Below are 17,639 nucleotides of genomic sequence, written 5' to 3' on the forward strand. Positions count from 1 at the left end.
AATAACTCCACCTGTTCCCTGTTATCGAATTAAATATCGATATCCAGTATGGCTGAGCTTAGTCCTTTGCCGTGCATGTCCAGCGCCAGCGAGCGGGTGACACCGCCGCCGAGTGCGCCGTACATGACGAAGTTCAGTGCGCCGATGCTCGGTAACTCATAGCGAACGACATCACCCGTCACGATATCGGCAAACCAGGATTTCACTTTTTCGGCAGTGATCTTCTCTTTCAGCACGTCGTAATCTTCTGCACGGTAAGCAATCAGCGAAATATTGGAGGTATTTCCTTTATCGCCGGTACGAGAGTGAGCAATTTCACGCAGTTTCATTATTTAATCTCCAGATAATCAACGGCTGGTGTGACGCAGGCGCGAGACAGCAGGGTGGAATCCATCGCCAGTATTTCTTTCACCGCTTTGTTAACGCCGCCGCCGCCTGCCGGGCCGTTGGTATAGAGCGTTTCAACTTCGTTGCCTACTTTCACCGCCTGTGCTCTGGAGGTGCAGCGTGCCGCGACGCGCGCGCGCACTTCATACGGTTCGCTGCTTTGCGACCGCTGTGCACCGTGCAGGGCATCAACGCCGATCAGGTCATAGCGCACTTCCTGAAAATCGATCTGGCACAGCGCAAAGCGCCCTTTGACGATATCCAGCGCTAAACGGCCGCGCGCCACCGCACCGGGACCCGCGTAAGAAATTTCGCCTTCACCGATGAACCCATCCTGATAGCCAACAGACACTTTCAGCGTGTCGGTTTTTGCCCGTCCGGTTGCTCCCTGTACGCGTACGCGGTTCTCACCGTCTTGCGTAAACGTGACGCGGCTGAAATCGGCAATCACGTCCGGGGTGATATAGCTATCCGGGCGGTGGATTTCGTACAGTAGCTGTTCTTTACAAGTATCAACACAGACGCAGCCGCCGGAGCCTTCAACCTTGGTGATCACCGCGCTGCCATCTTCGCTAATTTCCGCAATTGGGAAGCCAAGACGGTCAAGATTGGGGATATCTTTAACACCGGGATCGGCATAGTAACCACCGGTGATTTGACCTGCGCATTCCAGCAGGTGTCCGAGGCAGGTGCCTTTACCCAGACGATCCCAGTCATCGGCTGCCCAGTCGAATTCATACATCATCGCGGACAGGAACAAAGACGGATCGGAAACGCGGCCGGCGATAATCACGTCTGCACCCTGATGCAGCGCTTCAACCAGCGCATCCGCACCCAGATAGGCATTGGCGGAAAGAATGTCTTTACCGCAGCGAGAAACAGGCTGGCCAATCTCATCCAATTTGGAATCTTGTGCGATCAGCACTGAGTGCACATCGTCACCAGTGACGATCGCAATCTTCAGCTTATCCGCACCGAGTTCTTTGGCGATTTCCAATACGCGCTGGCCGGCGGCGACAGGGTTAGCCGATCCCATATTAGTGATGATCTTGATACCTTTTTCCAGGCAGAGCGGCAGCACGGCGTGCATGCGGTCAGCCAGCAGCTCGTTGTAGCCTTTTTCTGGATTCTGCTGTTTCTGCTTTTGGCCGATAGCGATAGTGCGCTCTGCCAGACATTCAAATACCAAATATTGAATGTCGCCTTTTTGAGCCAGTTCTACGGCCGGTTCGATGCGATCGCCAGCATAGCCAGCCCCGGAACCAATACGAATTGTTTTCATAAACTTACCTTTATCAATGAAATGTGTCTGTTGGCATCATCAATGGGAAACCATATGTCCCCTACAAGGGGAAGACCCCGAAGATGACGCAGGCGAACGTCATGATGACGCTAGCGGCCCAGAGCACAGGGATAGAGAATTTCTGGTGGTCGGCGAGATCGACACCCGCAAGGCTGACCAGCAGGAAGGTGGCTGGCGTCAGCGGACTAACCGGGAAGCCGGTGGTCATCTGTCCTAATACGGAAGCCTGTGCGACCTGAATCGGTGGTACGCCTAACATGTCCACTGTGTGGGCAATGACTGGCATGATGCCGAAGTAGTACGAGTCCGGGTCAAACACCAGGCTCAGCGGCATGGAGATCAGGCCGACGATAAACGGAATGTGGGAGGCAAAAGATTCTGGCACAAAGCTGACCGCCGAGAGCGACATGGCTTTCAGCATGCCAGTACCGCTCATGATGCCGGTGAAAGCACCCGCTGCGAACAGGATGCTAGCCATCATCAGCGCCGCTTTCGCATGGGCATTAATGCGTTCCTTCTGCATTTCAACGTTGGGGTAGTTGAACATCAACGCCAGCGTCAGGGCGATCATAAAGGCGACCGTCGGTGAAATTTTGGTAAACACCATGGTGCCGATAACGGCAAGCACCAGCGCAATGTTGACCCAGAACATTTTTGGGCGGCGCAGCGCTTTTTCCGCATCGGTCAGCTCTTTCACATGCGCTTCCGCGGTGATGGATTGCGTACCACCTGCCAGCGGATTACCCGATGCCAGCCCCAGACGCTTCTCTTCTTTCTTACCCCAGTAATAGCCCATGAGCACCATGAAGGTCAGGCCGCAAAGTTGCGCTGGGATGAGGGGAATAAACAGATCGTGCGTGGTGGTGTTCAACGCGGCGGCGGCACGGATCATCGGCCCGGTCCACGGCAGGAAGTTAACCCCCGCGCTGAGTGCGGTAATGCCGACCAGGATGCGTTTATCCATGCCGAGCTTATTAAACAGCGGCAGCATCGCGGGAATGGTGATCAGGAAGGTGACGGCACCGTTACCGTCCAGGTGTGCAATCAGTGCCAACACGCCGGTACCGATAATAATTTTTACCGGGTTGGTGCCGACCATGCGTAAGATCCCTTTGATAATAGGATCAAACATACCGGCATCGGTTACCACACCGAAGAAGGCGATGGCAAAAACAAACATCGCTGCCATCGGTGCTAGTTTGGTGATACCGTCCACCACGTATTTCGCAGTATCGGTGCCGCTGCCTGCGGCGAGCGCACCGAGAACCGGAATAACGATGAGCGCCACCAAAGGCGACATTCGCTTGGTCATGATAAAAAAGAGCAGGGTGGCTATGGTTAGCACCCCGATGAGAGCCAGCATAAAAACTCCTCATTAGTATAATTGTATGTTGCCCATATGTTTCATTTACAATAAATTAAACAACTCAATAACAATCCATGTAATAATTAACAAATAAAAAATGAATGCTTATCCCAGAGTCATTTGATTTTTTGTCTGCGCTATTTTTACCACCTCAGTCCACCGTTATACTAACTCGTAATAGCAATGGTTTTATTCGTAAATCTGATGGATTTATTTCATTCGTTAATGGAATTAATTGCTCTGGTTTTCTTATTAATGGCTAATTGATTGATTTGGTTTGTATAGTTGGGTCTTTTTGTTCAATTGTTTTTTCCAGTTTGTGATATTTATCTAGAATGTCCATTTTTATGAATACCGGACGTTGTTTGAATGGAATTAAATAAATGCGGGAAGGATCATAAAAATAGTAGGTGCCTGTCGTTTTCTATTGAATTTGTTCCTTTCTTACCGGAGACTTCATTTTATTTATATAAAAACACTATGAACTTATCGATAAAACAATTACGCGCCTTTATCGCACTGACTGAAACTGATAATTTCACGCGTGCCGCTCAGAAAATAAATCTCTCTCAGCCTGCATTTAGTTCATTAATTGCCGGGTTAGAGGAAGAAGTCGGCTATCGACTATTTGACCGTGATACACGTAAAGTGCAACTCAATGCCGATGGTCTCCATTTCATTGACATTGCCCGTCGGCTGGTGCAAACCCATGATGATGCTGTCGGTGAGATCAAGTCGTATGCTACGGGGTACAAAGGGAAGATTGTGCTGGCGGTATTGCCGTCAATGGCGGTGGAATGGTTGCCTCAGGTGCTGGCGCAATATCATCGTGCTTACCCCAAGATAAAGGTTGAACTGCTGGATACACAGTGGGATCGCTGCCTGAAAGCGGTATTGGATGGACGCGCCGATTTGGCACTGACGGCAGGGCAGCCATCGCCGGGAACGTTCAGCTCTCGCATGCTGTTTGCCGACAGTTTTTACCTGATCTGCCAGAACTCGCACCCGCTAGCGCAGCGCGACAGTGTTGATGTGGCCGATGTGGCGCAATACCCGTTTGTCGGGTTCTGCAAAGGCACCAGCATCCGGCAGTATACCGATCAGCTTATCGAGCCGGAGGGCTTTAACTACGTGCTGGAAGTACGTCAATTGACCACCATGATGGGGCTGGTGGCGGCAAATTATGGCGTGAGTATTGTAACGGGGCTGACGCTGTTCCAGTTCCAGCACAAAGACATTGCGATTATTTCGTTCCGGGATCTATCGTTGCAGCGCGGCATCTATCTGGTGACGGATAAAGAACGGCAACTGTCGGTGTGCGCGAAAGAGTTTTATGATTTTCTTCTGGAGCGGGCGGAAAGTTTTGTTCCCGCCGCGTGAGAACCCAAACCGCCCGCAGCGTAAGGCTTAACGCACGTGCAGGCGGTTTGGCGATGATAGGTATCAGGGTTTTTTCTGCGGCCAGTCGTCGTCTTCATTGTCCCATTTGTCGTTGTTGTCACGATGTGGGGGCAATTTCGGTTTATTGAGCAGAAAACGCGTATGGTCAACGTTGCGCAATTCTTTGATGCCGTTAATCAGCATGCCTATCAGGATAATCAGGATTATCCACCAGTAATCAGCCAGCCATGCCATGGTTACGCCTCATCAACATTATGAATATAACGGGTAAACAGCTGCGGCAAGTGCTGGCAAAGCCAGTGGTAGCCTGCAATATCTTCATCTTGCCAGGCGGCAAGGATGAGGTCGGGTGTAAGCTGTTCTTCCGCATACTGTGCTAATGGATAATAGCTGATATGCCAGGGTTCGACTGCGACACCGCCGAGATCGTGCGCATAAGGCCGATAAAAACCGTATTCATGCATGTGTACGCTCAGCCATGCATTCAGCGCGGCAAAATAACCGCCTTCTTCATATTCCCACGGCTCCAACTGAAGCGAGCTGTCTACGGGTAATAAATCAGGATCGTAGATATCAAGATCGCTGCCCCAATGGTGACGGCTGGAGCCGGGCATCGCAGACCAGCGTAGAATGGCTTCACAGCGCTCGCCGTCGTCCAGAGACGAGACATCCAGCGGTTGGCTGTTGGCATCCATGACGGGGCGTTCGCCATGAAACTTGCTATTCCAGATTTGACGCTGGCGCTCAAAATCGCGAAACGTGCTGGCGGGCTGTAGGTTGAATCCTGCCGTTTTGGCCGCGTGCTGTAGCGCCAGAAACGCGGTTACCGCCTCTGGCTGAAGACGGTGGCGACCCTGCAAAGCAACCAGATGCTGGTCGCTTTTACCGGTTAACATAGCTGGCGTCATCATGCGATGAGCTGCTCCATAATGCGCTGGTACATGCGGCTTAGCAGTTGCAGGTCTGCGGCGCTGACACATTCATCCACTTTATGGATCGTGGCATTAACGGGACCCAGTTCAACGACCTGTGCGCCCATGCGGGCAATGAATCGGCCATCGGAGGTGCCGCCATTTGTCAGCAGTTCTGGGGTAACCTCGTTGTAATGCTTGACGGCATTCACCACGGCATCGACCAGTTCGCCGCGAGCGGTTAGGAATGGCTGGCCGGAGAGCTTCCAGTCGATGGTGTAATTAAGCTGGTGGCGATCCAGTAATTCCGCTACGCGCTGCTGAATTAACACATCCGTTAATTCGGTGCTGAAGCGGAAATTGAACTGTACAAACAGCTCACCCGGGATGACGTTATTGCTACCCGTACCCGCCTGAATATTGGCGATTTGCATGGTGGTTGGCGGGAAGAATTCGTTGCCCTGATCCCACTCGGTAGCGATCAGTTCGTTGAGCGCCGGTGCTGCACGGTGAACCGGGTTGTCCGCCAGATGAGGGTAGGCAACGTGCCCTTGTACGCCGTGTACGCGCAGATTCGCGGTGATAGAGCCACGACGACCGTTTTTTACTACATCGCCTACGACATGCGTACTGGACGGCTCGCCGACCAAGCAATAGTCCAATCGCTCGTTACGAGCCATCAGCGCGTCGACGACTTTTACCGTGCCGTTAACGGCGCTGGCTTCTTCGTCCGACGTAATCAGAAACGCCAGACGCCCCTGATGGTTGGGGTGGGCAGCGACAAAGCGCTCGGCGGCAATCACCATGGCGGCCAGCGAACCTTTCATGTCCGCCGCGCCGCGACCGTACAACATGCCGTCACGAATGATGGGTTCAAACGGCGGATGCTGCCAATGGCTTTCATCGCCGCTGGGAACCACGTCGGTGTGTCCGGCGAAGGCCAATGTTTTTCCTGTGCCGCGCCATGCCCAGAAATTTTGAGTATCGCCAAAATCCATCGCTTCGACGGTAAAGCCGATCGCCGTCAGGCGTTCAATCATGAGTGCCTGGCAGCCCTCGTCATTTGGGCTGAGGGAAGGGCGTTTAATTAACTGTTGAGCAAGCTCTATGACTGGGCAAGACACGTTATTTGTTCTCCGCAATAAATTTCTGATAGCTGTCGGTACTGAACCCAAGTAATGCATTGCCGTCATCGGCAATCAGCAACGGTCGTTTAATCACAGCTGGCTGTTCTAGCATCAGGTTTTTGGCAGCCTCTGCGCTGTCGCTGGTATCGCTGTTGATCCGTTCGCGCAGTTCTTCGCTGAGTTTACGCCAGGTCGTTCCGCGCGTGTTGAGTAAGGCATGAAGCCCCAATTGGTCGATGAAACGCTGTAGCTGCTGTGCATCCAGACCGTCGGCGCGATAATCATGAAAATGGTACGCTACCTGTTGATCGTCCAGCCAGCGGCGCGCTTTCTTTATAGTGTCACAATTTTTAATGCCGTATAGGGTCAGCGCCATAGAGGGAAAATCCTTTCTGCTTATTGAGTTGCATGACGATTGCTGTACTGGACAGCACGGCTCGGCGGAGCCTAATCGTGCGATAGCCCAGCATGCCGAAAAAAGGCGGGGAGATCTACTGTGAACTGTGTAGCAGAAATAGGCGTCAGTACACTTTTTATACTTTCATAACACTTTTACCTGATTAAAAAGTGTGCGTATAATGCGTCGCCGTTAATCACCAAGAGGTTCGCATGGTAGAAGTAGAAGTGAGTACTTGGAAAGATTTTATTGAAGCAATGTTACGTAAATAATAACGAGAAGTACTGTTAGTCATTGCATACCAGGAATAAAATCATACGAATAAGCAGTATTGAGTCTCTCAATACTGCTTTTTTTCTATCCAAAAAGGGGAAACCTGAGTAAATAAAAGAGGCTATTATTGGCTAGCGTGCGAATTTTATTTTTCTCTATTTAATTCATGATAATGGCTGATTAAGGGCGAATTTCGCGGCGGCGATGGCGTGGAGGTAACTCGTATCAAAAAGAGGAACCGTCGCATCTGCTGCACCGATTAACAGCGGAATTTCCGTACAACCCAGAATGATGCCTTCTGCGCCTTGCTGTTCAAGCTGCTGGATAATGTCCCGATAAACCTGCCGCGAGGTGTCGTTAATGTTCCCCAGACACAGTTCGTCGTAAATGATGCGGTTAACGGCCTCTTTCCCCACCTGATCGGGAACAATCACGTCCACGCCAAAGCGTTCCTGAATGCGTTGGCGATAAAAGTCTTGCTCCATCGTGTAGCGGGTGCCGAGCAAACCAACTTTCTTCAATCCGTGCTGTTTCAGACTGGCTCCGGTAGCATCGGCAATATGTAAAAGGGGGCGCTGGCTGGCGCGTTCAACTTCATCAGCGACTTTATGCATGGTGTTGGTACAGATGACGATCGCGTCAGCTCCCGCCTGACGTAATCCTACGGCGATATTACCCAGCACGGTAGCAGCCTGAGCCCAATCCCCCTGTGACTGTAATTGTTCTATCTCGTGAAAATCGACACTGTGAAGGATGATTTTGGCGGAGTGCAGGCCACCTAGTTGGTTTTTCACATATTCGTTAATAATGCGATAATACGGGATAGTGGATTCCCAGCTCATTCCCCCGATAAGACCCAGCGTTTTACTTACCATAGTGTCTCCCTTCGATATCATAAAAAGTAATGAATCAGCCAGAACTGAACTCTCCGCGTTCTGCATCGGATTAAAATAGGGCAACCGGGCTACTCGGTATACATTTTTAGCGACTTTTATCACTTTTTATCCAACTTCAACTGGACAAAAGGTCAATCTATTGTTGTACTGTACGTGACACAGATTTTGTGTCTTTCATTCATGTAAAGGTAAGTTTGATGTCTAAGATTAAAGGTAGTGTTAAGTGGTTTAATGAGTCCAAGGGCTTCGGTTTCATTACTCCAGAAGATGGTAGCAAAGACGTGTTCGTACACTTCTCTGCCATCCAGAGCAATGGTTTCAAAACTCTGGCTGAAGGTCAGCGTGTAGAGTTCGAAATCACTGACGGTGCCAAAGGTCCTTCTGCTGCTAACGTTAACGCTATTTAATTATACCGATTTCGTGAAAAACCCGCCGATGGCGGGTTTTTTTTGCTTTATTTTTCATGATGGTGTCAGAGTGTTGCCACCCAAGTGACCAAGGCAAACGCCAATGCGGTCATCAGCAATGAACCCGCCAGATTCAACAGGACGTGTAACCCCGCTGCCGCCAACTGCCCACTTTGCAGAAACATAACGACTTCTGCGGAAAAGGTCGAAAACGTTGTTAAGCCGCCGCACAGCCCAGTAGTAATCAATATTTTCCAGTCCTGATCGAGACTGGGATGACGCAGGAAGAAAGCGAGCGCGCCACCAATAACGAAAGCACCAATCAAGTTGGCAAGCAGGGTACCCAACGGCAACGCTGGATACAGATTGTTAAACTTAACGCCTAACTGCCAGCGCGCCACGCTACCGACTCCGCCGCCAATAAATACTGCGAGTAATGTACTAAGCATAGAAACCTTTCTTGGATTGCTTTTGCATGGATTGTTTCCGCATGGTTTTTTTGCGATCTCGGAGAGTTGTGGGCAGGACGCTACGCCCTCTCTGCGAGGTGGACGTAGACATCATTAGCCGAGTGGCGGTTGTACCCTATATCTCGGGCTGCCAGCGTTTTTGGTGGCGTTAGGGTAGGGAGGAATGTCATCTCCGCTTTAGTATGAAAAGTTTACGCCGTCAGGCGGGGTTTTTGTAGTGATGCAGAGAGGAAAGTTGTAAAGCGATCTGAATGCGTGCGAAAGCGGCGTCTTACTTTGTTACAGATGCAGATTGTGTCGTGCTGCGTAAGGTTTTACATAGAGGACATAGGGTACAAAGAATTTTTTCGACAACGATGTTTTTTTGACAACCACTATTCGACAAGTACGAGTTCTCGTTTGCTGGCGTCTCCAGCCTCTGTAAATCAGGTAGGTTTGTATGGAAGGTATCAGTATTGCCAAACTATTGGTGATTGGCGCATTAATCATTCTGCTGTTCGGTACGAATAAACTTCGTAGCCTGGGCGGTGATTTAGGTACGGCGATTAAAGGCTTTAAAAAGGCGATGAATGACGATCAACCGACCAAGACAGATGACACGGCTGCGCTGAATGATTCGTCTCGCAAAGAATCCTGATCGCACTCCACATAACAAAACGGACGGCAATTGCCGTCCGTTTTTTATTTCCACACAAAAAATGTGTAAAAAACTATGAGCGCTTATTTTACTTCGATGCCCTTTGCCTGTAGGTCGGCATGGTAGGATGAGCGAACAAACGGGCCACAGGCCGCGTGGGTAAAGCCCATCGCCATCGCTTCGGCTTTCATCTCATCGAACTCATCCGGGCTGACGTAGCGCTGTACCGGCAGGTGATGGCGGCTCGGCTGTAAATATTGTCCCAGCGTCAGCATCGTTACGCCGTGGCGGCGCAGGTCGCGCATGACTTCTACGATTTCAGCATTGGTTTCCCCCAATCCCACCATCAGGCCAGATTTGGTCGGGATATCGGGATGCGCGCTCTTGAAGTTTTCCAGCAGCTTCAGCGACCATTCATAGTTCGCACCGGGGCGAACCTGACGGTAAACGCGCGGTACGTTTTCCAGGTTGTGGTTGAACACATCCGGCGGCGTGGCGGTCAGGATTTCTAACGCGCGATCCATACGACCACGGAAGTCTGGCACCAGCGTTTCGATACGGATATTCGGGTTCTTGCGGCGAATGGCGCTAATACAATCCGCAAAGTGCTGAGCACCACCGTCGCGCAGGTCATCACGGTCAACAGAGGTGATCACGACGTAGCGCAAGCCCATGTCATGGATGGTCTGTGCCAGTTTCTCAGGCTCATTCGCATCCGGTGTAAGTGGGCGGCCGTGGGCAACGTCACAGAACGGGCAGCGACGGGTACAAATGGCACCCAGGATCATGAAGGTGGCGGTGCCGTGGTTGAAACACTCTGCCAGATTCGGACAGGACGCTTCTTCGCAAACTGAGTGCAACCCGTTTTTGCGCATGGCCGCTTTGATTCCCTGAATACGGCTCGAATCCGCTGGAAGTTTAATCTTCATCCATTCAGGTTTGCGCAGAAGCTCTTGGCGTTCGGTAACAACAGTACGTACCGGGATTAGCGCCATCTTATCGGCATCGCGGTATTTGACGCCGCGTTCGATCTGAATCGGTTTACTCATGTTTGCGTAAGTTCCAGTTCTGAATCGTTTCTTTAAATTTATTTTTCAAATTCAAAGGATTATGTTTTTGGTTAAACTTTTTTTTAAAAAACTATAAAAATTATATCATCTTGCCTAATCACAATCAGCCTTTGCGCGATCAAAATGAAGAAATTATGTGAATAAAATGTAATTTATCAAAAAATGATCGCCTAACCGACTGATTTTTATTAACAGGATGAAATGCGTTAACCAGGAAGCGGCTCACCCTGAACGTCCAGATTCCACGAAACAAATTCGGGTGCGGAGTAGCCGACTAACTGCAAAAAGGTGTTTACCAGCACAGGGGCGGTGTCATCCAGCGTGACGCCCTGCACCAGATCGCTGATTTGCGTCATCTCCATTCCGGCGTAACCACACGGGTTAATGCGCAGGAAAGGAGAAAGATCCATGGCGATATTCAGCGCCAGCCCGTGAAAAGAGCAACCTTTACGAATACGCAGTCCTAGCGAACAGATTTTACGCTCACCCACATAGACGCCGGGTGCATCAGGGCGCGCATGGGCGTCAATCTGGAAGTGTGCCAGTGTAGCAATCACGGTATTTTCAATCGCGGTGACGAGCTGACGAACGCCGAGCTTGCGGCGCTTTAGGTCAATCAACACGTACATAACCTGCTGACCGGGGCCGTGGTAGGTCACCTGACCGCCTCTGTCACTTTGAATAACGGGAATATCGCCGGGCATAAGGACATGTTCGGCTTTGCCTGCCTGACCCTGTGTAAATACGCGAGGGTGCTGAACCAGCCAGATTTCGTCTGGGGTTTTATCATCACGTCGGTCGGTGAAATTATGCATCGCCAGAGAGACGGGTTCATACGGCTGTACGTCAAATTGGCGTACGATGATCTTATCCTGTAGCAAGTGTGTCATCTTCAGGTTAAGGAAAGGTGGGGAGATTATAACGGCGGGAAGCCTCAGCGAACAGCACTTTGCAAAATCACAAAACCCTGGCGCACTCGCCAGTTTCCCCGCCCGTTTTGATTACAGTACGACTTTTACAGAACGCTATGCCTTGCTTTATAGAACCATGCGCACGATGTCGATATTGCCCAGTTCTTCGTACAGCGTTTCCACCTGCTCAATGTGTGTCGCCGTGATGGTGATGGAAACCGAGTGATAATTCCCTTTGCTGCTGGGTTTGATCTGTGGGGTGTAGTCGCCAGGCGCGTGACGCTGTACCACTTCAACGACCAGATCGACTAATTCCGGCTTTGCCTCACCCATAACTTTGTAGGTAAAAACACACGGAAATTCAAGCAGTTCGTTTAATTTGGTTTTCATTTGCGCTCCAGAGAGGGGAATACCGTCGGTATTAGCACTGACATAGGTACATTATACTAAAAAATATAACTCCCGCGTTCTGCGGGAGTTATGGATGCTAGCTATATGGGGGCATTTTTGCCCCAGACAAGGGGGATTAGCCGAACCAGTGGTGGAACATCAGTTTGATGTAGTCGATCATGCGGCCAAAGATCCCGCCTTCTTTCACTTCGTTCATGACCACCAGCGGGCGCTGATCGATGGTTTTGCCATCCAGTTGGAAGTTGATGGAACCCACAACCTGATTTTTGGCTAACGGTGCATGCAGTTCCGTGTTGTCCAGAACATAGCTGGCTTTCAGATCTTTCATACGGCCACGTGGAATGGTCAGATAGGCATCTTTCTCCACGCCTAACGCCACACGGTCGCTGTCGCCAAACCAGACGGGTTCAGACGCGAATTCTTTACCTGCTTTCAACGGCGCAACGGTTTCAAAGAAGCGGAAGCCCCAGGTCAGCAATTTTTTGCTTTCTGATTCGCGCCCTTTGGCATTACGTCCGCCCAGTACCGCTGAAATCAGGCGCATCTGACCTTCTGTTGCCGAAGCAACCAGATTAAAGCCCGCTGATGAGGTATGGCCGGTTTTGATGCCATCAACATTCAGGCTGGAATCCCACAGCAAGCCGTTACGGTTAGGCTGGCGAATATTGTTAAACGTGAACTCTTTTTCTTTGTAGGTCGCGTACTCTTCTGGCACATCGCGGATCAGTGCCTGACCGATCAACGCCATATCACGCGCCGAACTGAACTGACCCGGAGCATCAAGACCGTGTACGGTTTCAAAATTGGTGTTTTGCAGCCCCAGCGCTTTCACGTAACCATTCATCAGGTTAACGAAAGCATCCTGACTGCCAGCAACATAGTCGGCCATCGCGACGCAGGCATCGTTACCCGATTGCAGGATAATGCCACGATTGAGTTGGGAAACAGGAACACGGTCGCCCGGTTTAAGGAACATCAGGGAAGACCCCTGGAAGGTCGGGTTACCGGTTGCCCAGGCATCTTTACCGACGGTAACGATGTCGTTCGGGCTGATTTTTCCTGATTTAATCGCCTGACCAATGACATAGCTGGTCATCATTTTCGTTAAGCTGGCCGGATCGCGGCGCGTGTCGGCATTCATTTCCGCCAACACTTTCCCAGAGTTGTAATCAATCAGGATGTAGGATTCAGCATCAATTTGCGGGACGCCGGGGATCATCGTTTTAAGATTGATATCTTCGGCATAGGCAAAGGAAGAGGCACTAATGACGAGCAGTGCGCCAAGCGCAGTACGCTTAGTAAAACGAGACGTGTTTACAGTATTCATGATTGGAACAACAACATCCGTGGGTATGAGTTAAAAAACGAGCCACACTATAGCAGATGGGGAATAGGCAGGCATCAGGCATTACGTTACGTGATTTTGCAAAAGGGCGGTATGTTCAATGTCATAGCCACCGCTTTCGCTTCGTGAGCCTGCCGATTATCCGTGACTAGAGAGTACCGGGTGCGGCGGTAATAAACGACTGCTGCTGAGCTTCGACTGACAAACGTTGTTGAAGTTCAGTGGCTTGCTGACGATTCTGGAATGGCCCCAGTTGGATACGGTACAGTCCACCACTCGCGGTGACTTTACCCGCTACGCGGAAGCGTTCACTCAGGCTACGCTGCCAGGTTTGCGCGCGCTGTTGATCGCTCAACGCACCGACCTGAACGACATAGCGACCCGTAGAAGATGGTGCGGCGGCGGCGGGAGCAGCAACGATGGCAGCCGCTGGAGCGACGTTTACTGGCGCAGCGGACGGTGATGAGGTTGCCGTTGGTGTCACGCTGGACTCAACCACGCCAGCGCGCAGCGCGGAAGGTGCCCCCAGAAAACCACCGCTGTGCGACAGCGCGCTGCTCTGCGGCTGCGTGCTTTCTGCTGGCACGCTCAGGCCGCTATTGCTGATTGGCCGTACGTCGCTATTGGATGTTGGTTGTGTCGTTTCCATCATGGGCGTACCCAGTCCGCTGGCACCGAAGCTCGGACGTTCCGGCAGAGCGAAGCTTTGCTTGGCGACGGTGGTGCCCACGGTTCCGGGGCCTGAAAGCGTGCCGTCTGGTGCGACGTTGATGAAATCCACTTTCACTTTGGTATTGTTCGAAATATTCAGGCGATCGCCTGCGGCCTTCGACAGATCGATAATTCTGCCCGGCGTATATGGCCCGCGGTCGTTTACGCGTACAACCAGGCGACGGCCGTTACTCAGGTTGGTGACGCGGACATAGCTTGGCAGCGGCAGCGTCGGGTGGGCGGCAGTTATCGCGTTAGGGTCAAACGTTTCGCCGATTGACGTGCGATTACCGCTGGCCTCCTCGCCGTACCATGCGGCTAAGCCTGTTTCGCTAAAGTTTTGTGGATCTTTGACAATTTTATAGCTCTTGCCTTTGATGCTGTAGTCTTGGAGCGTACCCTGATTGTAGGGTTCATAACGCGGTTCCGCGCCGCCGATCTCTTCCGTCGGGCCGCTGTAAACCTGAGTAACAGGCGGTGCAGGCTGCCGCTGTTCCGTTGTGGTACAGGCCGCAAGCGCCAGAGTTGCTACGCCGACCCAAAGCCAATCCTTACGCATCGCTCACCTCGTGTTATAAATTCTTGGATAGCAGTTTGCGGTGAGTATGTATCGACATGACGATACCGAATCCCGCCATTAAAACGACCAGCGCCGATCCGCCGTAGCTGATTAGCGGCAGCGGCACGCCAACGACGGGAAGTATACCGCTGACCATCCCGATATTGACGAAAACATAGAAAAACAGAATTAACATCAGTCCGCCGACCATAACCCGGCCGAACGAGGTTTGCGCATTAGCGGCAATGACCAGACCGCGCATAATCATGAACAGGTACATCGCGAGCAGAATTAAGACGCCGATTAATCCAAGCTCCTCAGCCAACACGGCAAAGATAAAGTCAGTGTGCCGCTCCGGCAGAAACTCTAACTGAGACTGTGTGCCATGCAGCCAGCCTTTGCCAGACAGGCCACCTGAGCCTATCGCAATTTTCGACTGAATAATATGGTATCCCGCACCGAGCGGATCGCTTTCCGGATCGAGCAGCATCATGACCCTGGCTCGTTGATAATCGTGCATCAGGAAGAACCAGAGTATCGGAATAAACGCGGCGAGTAGTAGCACAGCAATGCCAATCAAGCTCCAGCTCATACCGGCGAGAAAAAGCACAAACAGGCCAGATAATGCAATCAGGATCGAGGTGCCTAAATCCGGCTGTGCAGCAACCAGCAGTGTAGGAACAAAAATCAGGATCAACGCAATCGCCGTATTTTTTAGCGAGGGTGGACACATATCACGGTTAATAAAACGGGCAACCATCAGTGGCACGGCGATCTTGGCTATTTCCGATGGCTGGAAGCGAATAAAACCTAAATCCAGCCAGCGCTGTGCGCCTTTACTTATTTGTCCGAAAATATCTACGATCAGCAGCAAAATGACACAAACTACATAGAGGTAGGGTGCCCAGCCTTCATAGACGCGAGGAGGAATTTGCGCCATTACGATCATTACCGTAAACCCTAGCACGATCTGAACGACTTTTCGCTCCATCATGCCGACGTCCTGTCCGCTAGCGCTCCATAAGACAAATAGACTATAGCCCAGCAGTGCCAGGATGCAGAGAAGGAACGGAAGGTCGATGTGGATTTTCGCCCAGAACGAACCTTTTTGTTGGCTATCGGTCATGACTGTCTGTTACTCACTCTCGCTACCCGGCGGCGCAGGAGGCGCGCTAGGTAAATCGGTATTGTTGTCACCCAGCAGGATATGATCAAGGATCTGGCGAGTGATAGCACCCACGGTCGGACCAGCCCCACCGTTTTCCAGAATAATCGACATCGCGACTTTTGGGTCCTTATACGGGGCAAATGCGACCATTAATTTATGGTCACGCAGATGCTCTGCGATCTTGTGCGCATTATAAGTTTCGTTTTCTTTCAGGCCGAAAACCTGCGCCGTACCGGATTTTGCCGCAATTTTATAAGGCGCATCATCGAAACTCTTGTGTGCGGTGCCGTTAGCGCGGTTAGCCACGCCATACATTCCGTCCTTCGCCACTTCCCAATAGCCAGAGTGGATATTACCAATCTGTAGATTCTCAGTTTGTCGGAAAGGCACGATAACGCCATTTTCCCGCGAACTATAAAGCAGGTGTGGCGTTTTTACCTGGCCGTCGTTAATGAGCGTGACCAATGCCTTATTCATCTGGATAGGGGTCGCCGTCCAGTAACCTTGGCCGATCCCGACGGGAATGGTATCCCCCTGATACCAGGGCTTCTTAAATCGCCTGAGTTTCCACTCACGGGTTGGCATGTTGCCGGCGCTTTCTTCCGAAATATCGATGCCGGTTTTCTCGCCATAACCAAATTTATTCATCCATTCGGATAGGCGATCGATTCCCATGTCATACGCGACCTGATAGAAGAAAGTATCCGCGGATTCTTCCAGTGACTTGGTGAGGTTAAGACGACCATGCCCCCATTTTTTCCAGTCGCGGAAACGCTTTTCGGAGCCGGGTAATTGCCACCAGCCAGGATCGAACAGGCTAGTGTTAGTGGTGATAACGCCAGCAGTCAGGGCGGAAACCGCAATATAGGGTTTAACGGTGGAAGCCGGAGGGTAAATTCCCTGCGTTGCACGGTTGATCAGTGGACGATCGGGATCGTTTTGTAGTTTGGTATAATTTTTGGTGGAAATCCCGTCGACAAACAGATTGGGGTCGTAACTGGGCGTGGAAACCATCGCCAGAATACCGCCGTCGCGTGGGTCGGTGACAATGACGGCGGCGCGGCTGCCTTCCAGCAGTTTCTCGATGTAGATTTGTAGGCTCAGATCCAACGTTAGATAAATATCGCGCCCGGCCTGCGGTGGCTGTTCGTGAAGTTGGCGGATCACGCGGCCACGGTTGTTAACTTCAACTTCTTCATAACCGGGTTTGCCGTGCAGCAAATCCTCATAATGACGTTCGATACCCAGCTTGCCGATGTCACGCGTCGCGGCATAGTCGGCAATTTTTTCTTCTTTGGTCAGCCGTTCTACGTCTTTATCGTTGATTTTGGAGACATAGCCCGTGACGTGCGTTAACGCAGAACCGTAAGGATAATAGCGGCGTTGATAGCCTTTAACCTCAACGCCAGGAAAGCGGTATTGGTTGACGGCAAAACGGGCGACCTGAATCTCATCAAGCCCGGTTTTTACTGGAATGGAGGTAAAACGGCGTGAACGCTTGCGCTCTTTTTCAAAATTTTCCAGATCGTCATCGGTCAAATTAACGATGGGGCGCAGTGCTTCCAGCGTTTCTTTCAGGCTGTCGACTTTGTCAGGCACCAGTTCTAATTGATAGATGGTACGGTTCAGTGCCAACGGGGTACCGTTACGGTCGTAAATGATACCGCGGCTGGGCGCGATAGGAACCAGCTTAATGCGGTTCTCGTTAGAGCGCGTGCGATAGTCATCGACACGCAAAATTTGCAGGTGATAAAGATTAGCGACTAATACACCAGAAAGCAGCAAAATGCCCAGAAAGGCTACCAAAGCACGGCGCACGAACAGAGCGGACTCCGCCGTATAATCACGAAAGGGTTTGCGTTCTACTTTCATCCAGTGTTATTTCACAT

The 17,639-nt window shown here is 51.2% G+C and carries 20 protein-coding genes and 1 riboswitch; of the genes, 4 read left to right on the forward strand and 16 right to left on the reverse strand.

The features are described from left to right. Positions 1–29: 29 nt before the first annotated feature. The 3 genes from E2566_RS06385 to E2566_RS06395 all read right to left on the reverse strand — a co-directional run bounded on the left by E2566_RS06385 (position 30) and on the right by E2566_RS06395 (position 3,053). On the reverse strand, positions 30–329 hold the full coding sequence (locus tag E2566_RS06385) for an AtuA-related protein (RefSeq protein ID WP_005976252.1): 300 nt from the start codon (positions 327–329) through the stop codon (positions 30–32). Then, on the reverse strand, positions 329–1,669 hold the full coding sequence (locus E2566_RS06390) for an acyclic terpene utilization AtuA family protein (protein WP_107168319.1): 1,341 nt from the start codon (positions 1,667–1,669) through the stop codon (positions 329–331). The genes E2566_RS06385 and E2566_RS06390 overlap by 1 nt, the downstream gene beginning before the upstream one ends. Positions 1,670–1,730: 61 nt before the next feature. Further along, positions 1,731–3,053, reverse strand: coding sequence for a CitMHS family transporter (locus E2566_RS06395; protein WP_107168318.1), 1,323 nt, complete (start codon positions 3,051–3,053; stop codon positions 1,731–1,733). Between the two features lie 483 nt (positions 3,054–3,536). Here E2566_RS06395 and E2566_RS06400 point away from each other — a divergent pair, with 483 nt between their 5' ends. Further along, positions 3,537–4,436: a LysR family transcriptional regulator gene (locus E2566_RS06400; RefSeq protein ID WP_107168317.1), complete on the forward strand. Its 900-nt coding sequence runs from the start codon at positions 3,537–3,539 to the stop codon at positions 4,434–4,436. Between the two features lie 63 nt (positions 4,437–4,499). On the opposite strand, the gene E2566_RS06405 is transcribed toward E2566_RS06400, so the two are convergent. Genes E2566_RS06405 through E2566_RS06420 form a run of 4 tightly spaced genes read right to left on the reverse strand, consistent with a single transcriptional unit; the run spans position 4,500 to position 6,871 of the window. Beyond that, complete coding sequence (locus tag E2566_RS06405) at positions 4,500–4,691, reverse strand: YpfN family protein (RefSeq protein WP_014700752.1); 192 nt, start codon at positions 4,689–4,691, stop codon at positions 4,500–4,502. Between the two features lie 2 nt (positions 4,692–4,693). Next, on the reverse strand, positions 4,694–5,368 hold the full coding sequence (locus tag E2566_RS06410; RefSeq protein WP_107168316.1) for a M15 family metallopeptidase: 675 nt from the start codon (positions 5,366–5,368) through the stop codon (positions 4,694–4,696). Beyond that, positions 5,365–6,492, reverse strand: a complete 1,128-nt coding sequence (gene dapE, locus E2566_RS06415; protein WP_107168315.1) for a succinyl-diaminopimelate desuccinylase — start codon at positions 6,490–6,492, stop codon at positions 5,365–5,367. The genes E2566_RS06410 and dapE overlap by 4 nt, the downstream gene beginning before the upstream one ends. Before the next feature lies 1 nt (position 6,493). Next, positions 6,494–6,871 carry an ArsC family reductase gene (locus tag E2566_RS06420; protein WP_107168314.1) on the reverse strand — a complete coding sequence of 126 codons (378 nt, stop codon included), beginning with the start codon at positions 6,869–6,871 and terminating at the stop codon, positions 6,494–6,496. 233 nt (positions 6,872–7,104) lie between these two features. Here E2566_RS06420 and ypfM point away from each other — a divergent pair, with 233 nt between their 5' ends. Next, positions 7,105–7,164, forward strand: coding sequence for a protein YpfM (gene ypfM / locus E2566_RS22025; RefSeq protein WP_137739554.1), 60 nt, complete (start codon positions 7,105–7,107; stop codon positions 7,162–7,164). A gap of 165 nt (positions 7,165–7,329) precedes the next feature. Here the strand turns inward: ypfM and E2566_RS06430 are convergent, their stop codons facing one another. Continuing rightward, on the reverse strand, positions 7,330–8,040 hold the full coding sequence (locus E2566_RS06430; protein ID WP_107168313.1) for an aspartate/glutamate racemase family protein: 711 nt from the start codon (positions 8,038–8,040) through the stop codon (positions 7,330–7,332). 218 nt (positions 8,041–8,258) lie between these two features. Between E2566_RS06430 and cspE the strand changes: the two genes are divergently transcribed. After that, a complete protein-coding gene (cspE, locus tag E2566_RS06435) occupies positions 8,259–8,468 on the forward strand; it encodes a transcription antiterminator/RNA stability regulator CspE (protein ID WP_005976270.1) in 210 nt (69 codons plus the stop codon). Between the two features lie 65 nt (positions 8,469–8,533). Here cspE and crcB read toward each other — a convergent pair whose 3' ends face one another. Beyond that, positions 8,534–8,917 carry a fluoride efflux transporter CrcB gene (crcB, locus tag E2566_RS06440; RefSeq protein WP_107168312.1) on the reverse strand — a complete coding sequence of 128 codons (384 nt, stop codon included), beginning with the start codon at positions 8,915–8,917 and terminating at the stop codon, positions 8,534–8,536. A 98-nt stretch (positions 8,918–9,015) separates the two neighbouring features. Beyond that, positions 9,016–9,121: riboswitch (Fluoride riboswitch) on the reverse strand. A gap of 256 nt (positions 9,122–9,377) precedes the next feature. On the opposite strand from crcB, the gene tatA reads away from it, so the two are divergent. After that, complete coding sequence (gene tatA, locus E2566_RS06445; protein ID WP_107168311.1) at positions 9,378–9,575, forward strand: Sec-independent protein translocase subunit TatA; 198 nt, start codon at positions 9,378–9,380, stop codon at positions 9,573–9,575. A gap of 83 nt (positions 9,576–9,658) precedes the next feature. Here tatA and lipA read toward each other — a convergent pair whose 3' ends face one another. The 7 genes from lipA to mrdA all read right to left on the reverse strand — a co-directional run bounded on the left by lipA (position 9,659) and on the right by mrdA (position 17,622). Further along, complete coding sequence (lipA, locus tag E2566_RS06450; protein WP_107168310.1) at positions 9,659–10,624, reverse strand: lipoyl synthase; 966 nt, start codon at positions 10,622–10,624, stop codon at positions 9,659–9,661. A 227-nt stretch (positions 10,625–10,851) separates the two neighbouring features. Then, positions 10,852–11,535: a lipoyl(octanoyl) transferase LipB gene (gene lipB / locus E2566_RS06455; RefSeq protein WP_205541640.1), complete on the reverse strand. Its 684-nt coding sequence runs from the start codon at positions 11,533–11,535 to the stop codon at positions 10,852–10,854. A gap of 147 nt (positions 11,536–11,682) precedes the next feature. Further along, complete coding sequence (gene ybeD, locus E2566_RS06460) at positions 11,683–11,946, reverse strand: DUF493 family protein YbeD (RefSeq protein WP_005976281.1); 264 nt, start codon at positions 11,944–11,946, stop codon at positions 11,683–11,685. A gap of 136 nt (positions 11,947–12,082) precedes the next feature. After that, on the reverse strand, positions 12,083–13,294 hold the full coding sequence (dacA, locus tag E2566_RS06465; protein ID WP_014700744.1) for a D-alanyl-D-alanine carboxypeptidase DacA: 1,212 nt from the start codon (positions 13,292–13,294) through the stop codon (positions 12,083–12,085). Positions 13,295–13,460: 166 nt separating this feature from the next. Continuing rightward, positions 13,461–14,582, reverse strand: coding sequence for an endolytic peptidoglycan transglycosylase RlpA (gene rlpA, locus E2566_RS06470; RefSeq protein ID WP_107168309.1), 1,122 nt, complete (start codon positions 14,580–14,582; stop codon positions 13,461–13,463). A 13-nt stretch (positions 14,583–14,595) separates the two neighbouring features. Next, positions 14,596–15,708, reverse strand: coding sequence for a peptidoglycan glycosyltransferase MrdB (gene mrdB / locus E2566_RS06475; protein ID WP_107168308.1), 1,113 nt, complete (start codon positions 15,706–15,708; stop codon positions 14,596–14,598). Positions 15,709–15,717: 9 nt separating this feature from the next. Continuing rightward, on the reverse strand, positions 15,718–17,622 hold the full coding sequence (gene mrdA / locus E2566_RS06480; RefSeq protein WP_107168307.1) for a peptidoglycan DD-transpeptidase MrdA: 1,905 nt from the start codon (positions 17,620–17,622) through the stop codon (positions 15,718–15,720). Positions 17,623–17,639 lie beyond the last annotated feature (17 nt).

It is taken from the genome of Pectobacterium punjabense (genome assembly GCF_012427845.1).
Classification (GTDB): domain Bacteria; phylum Pseudomonadota; class Gammaproteobacteria; order Enterobacterales; family Enterobacteriaceae; genus Pectobacterium; species Pectobacterium punjabense.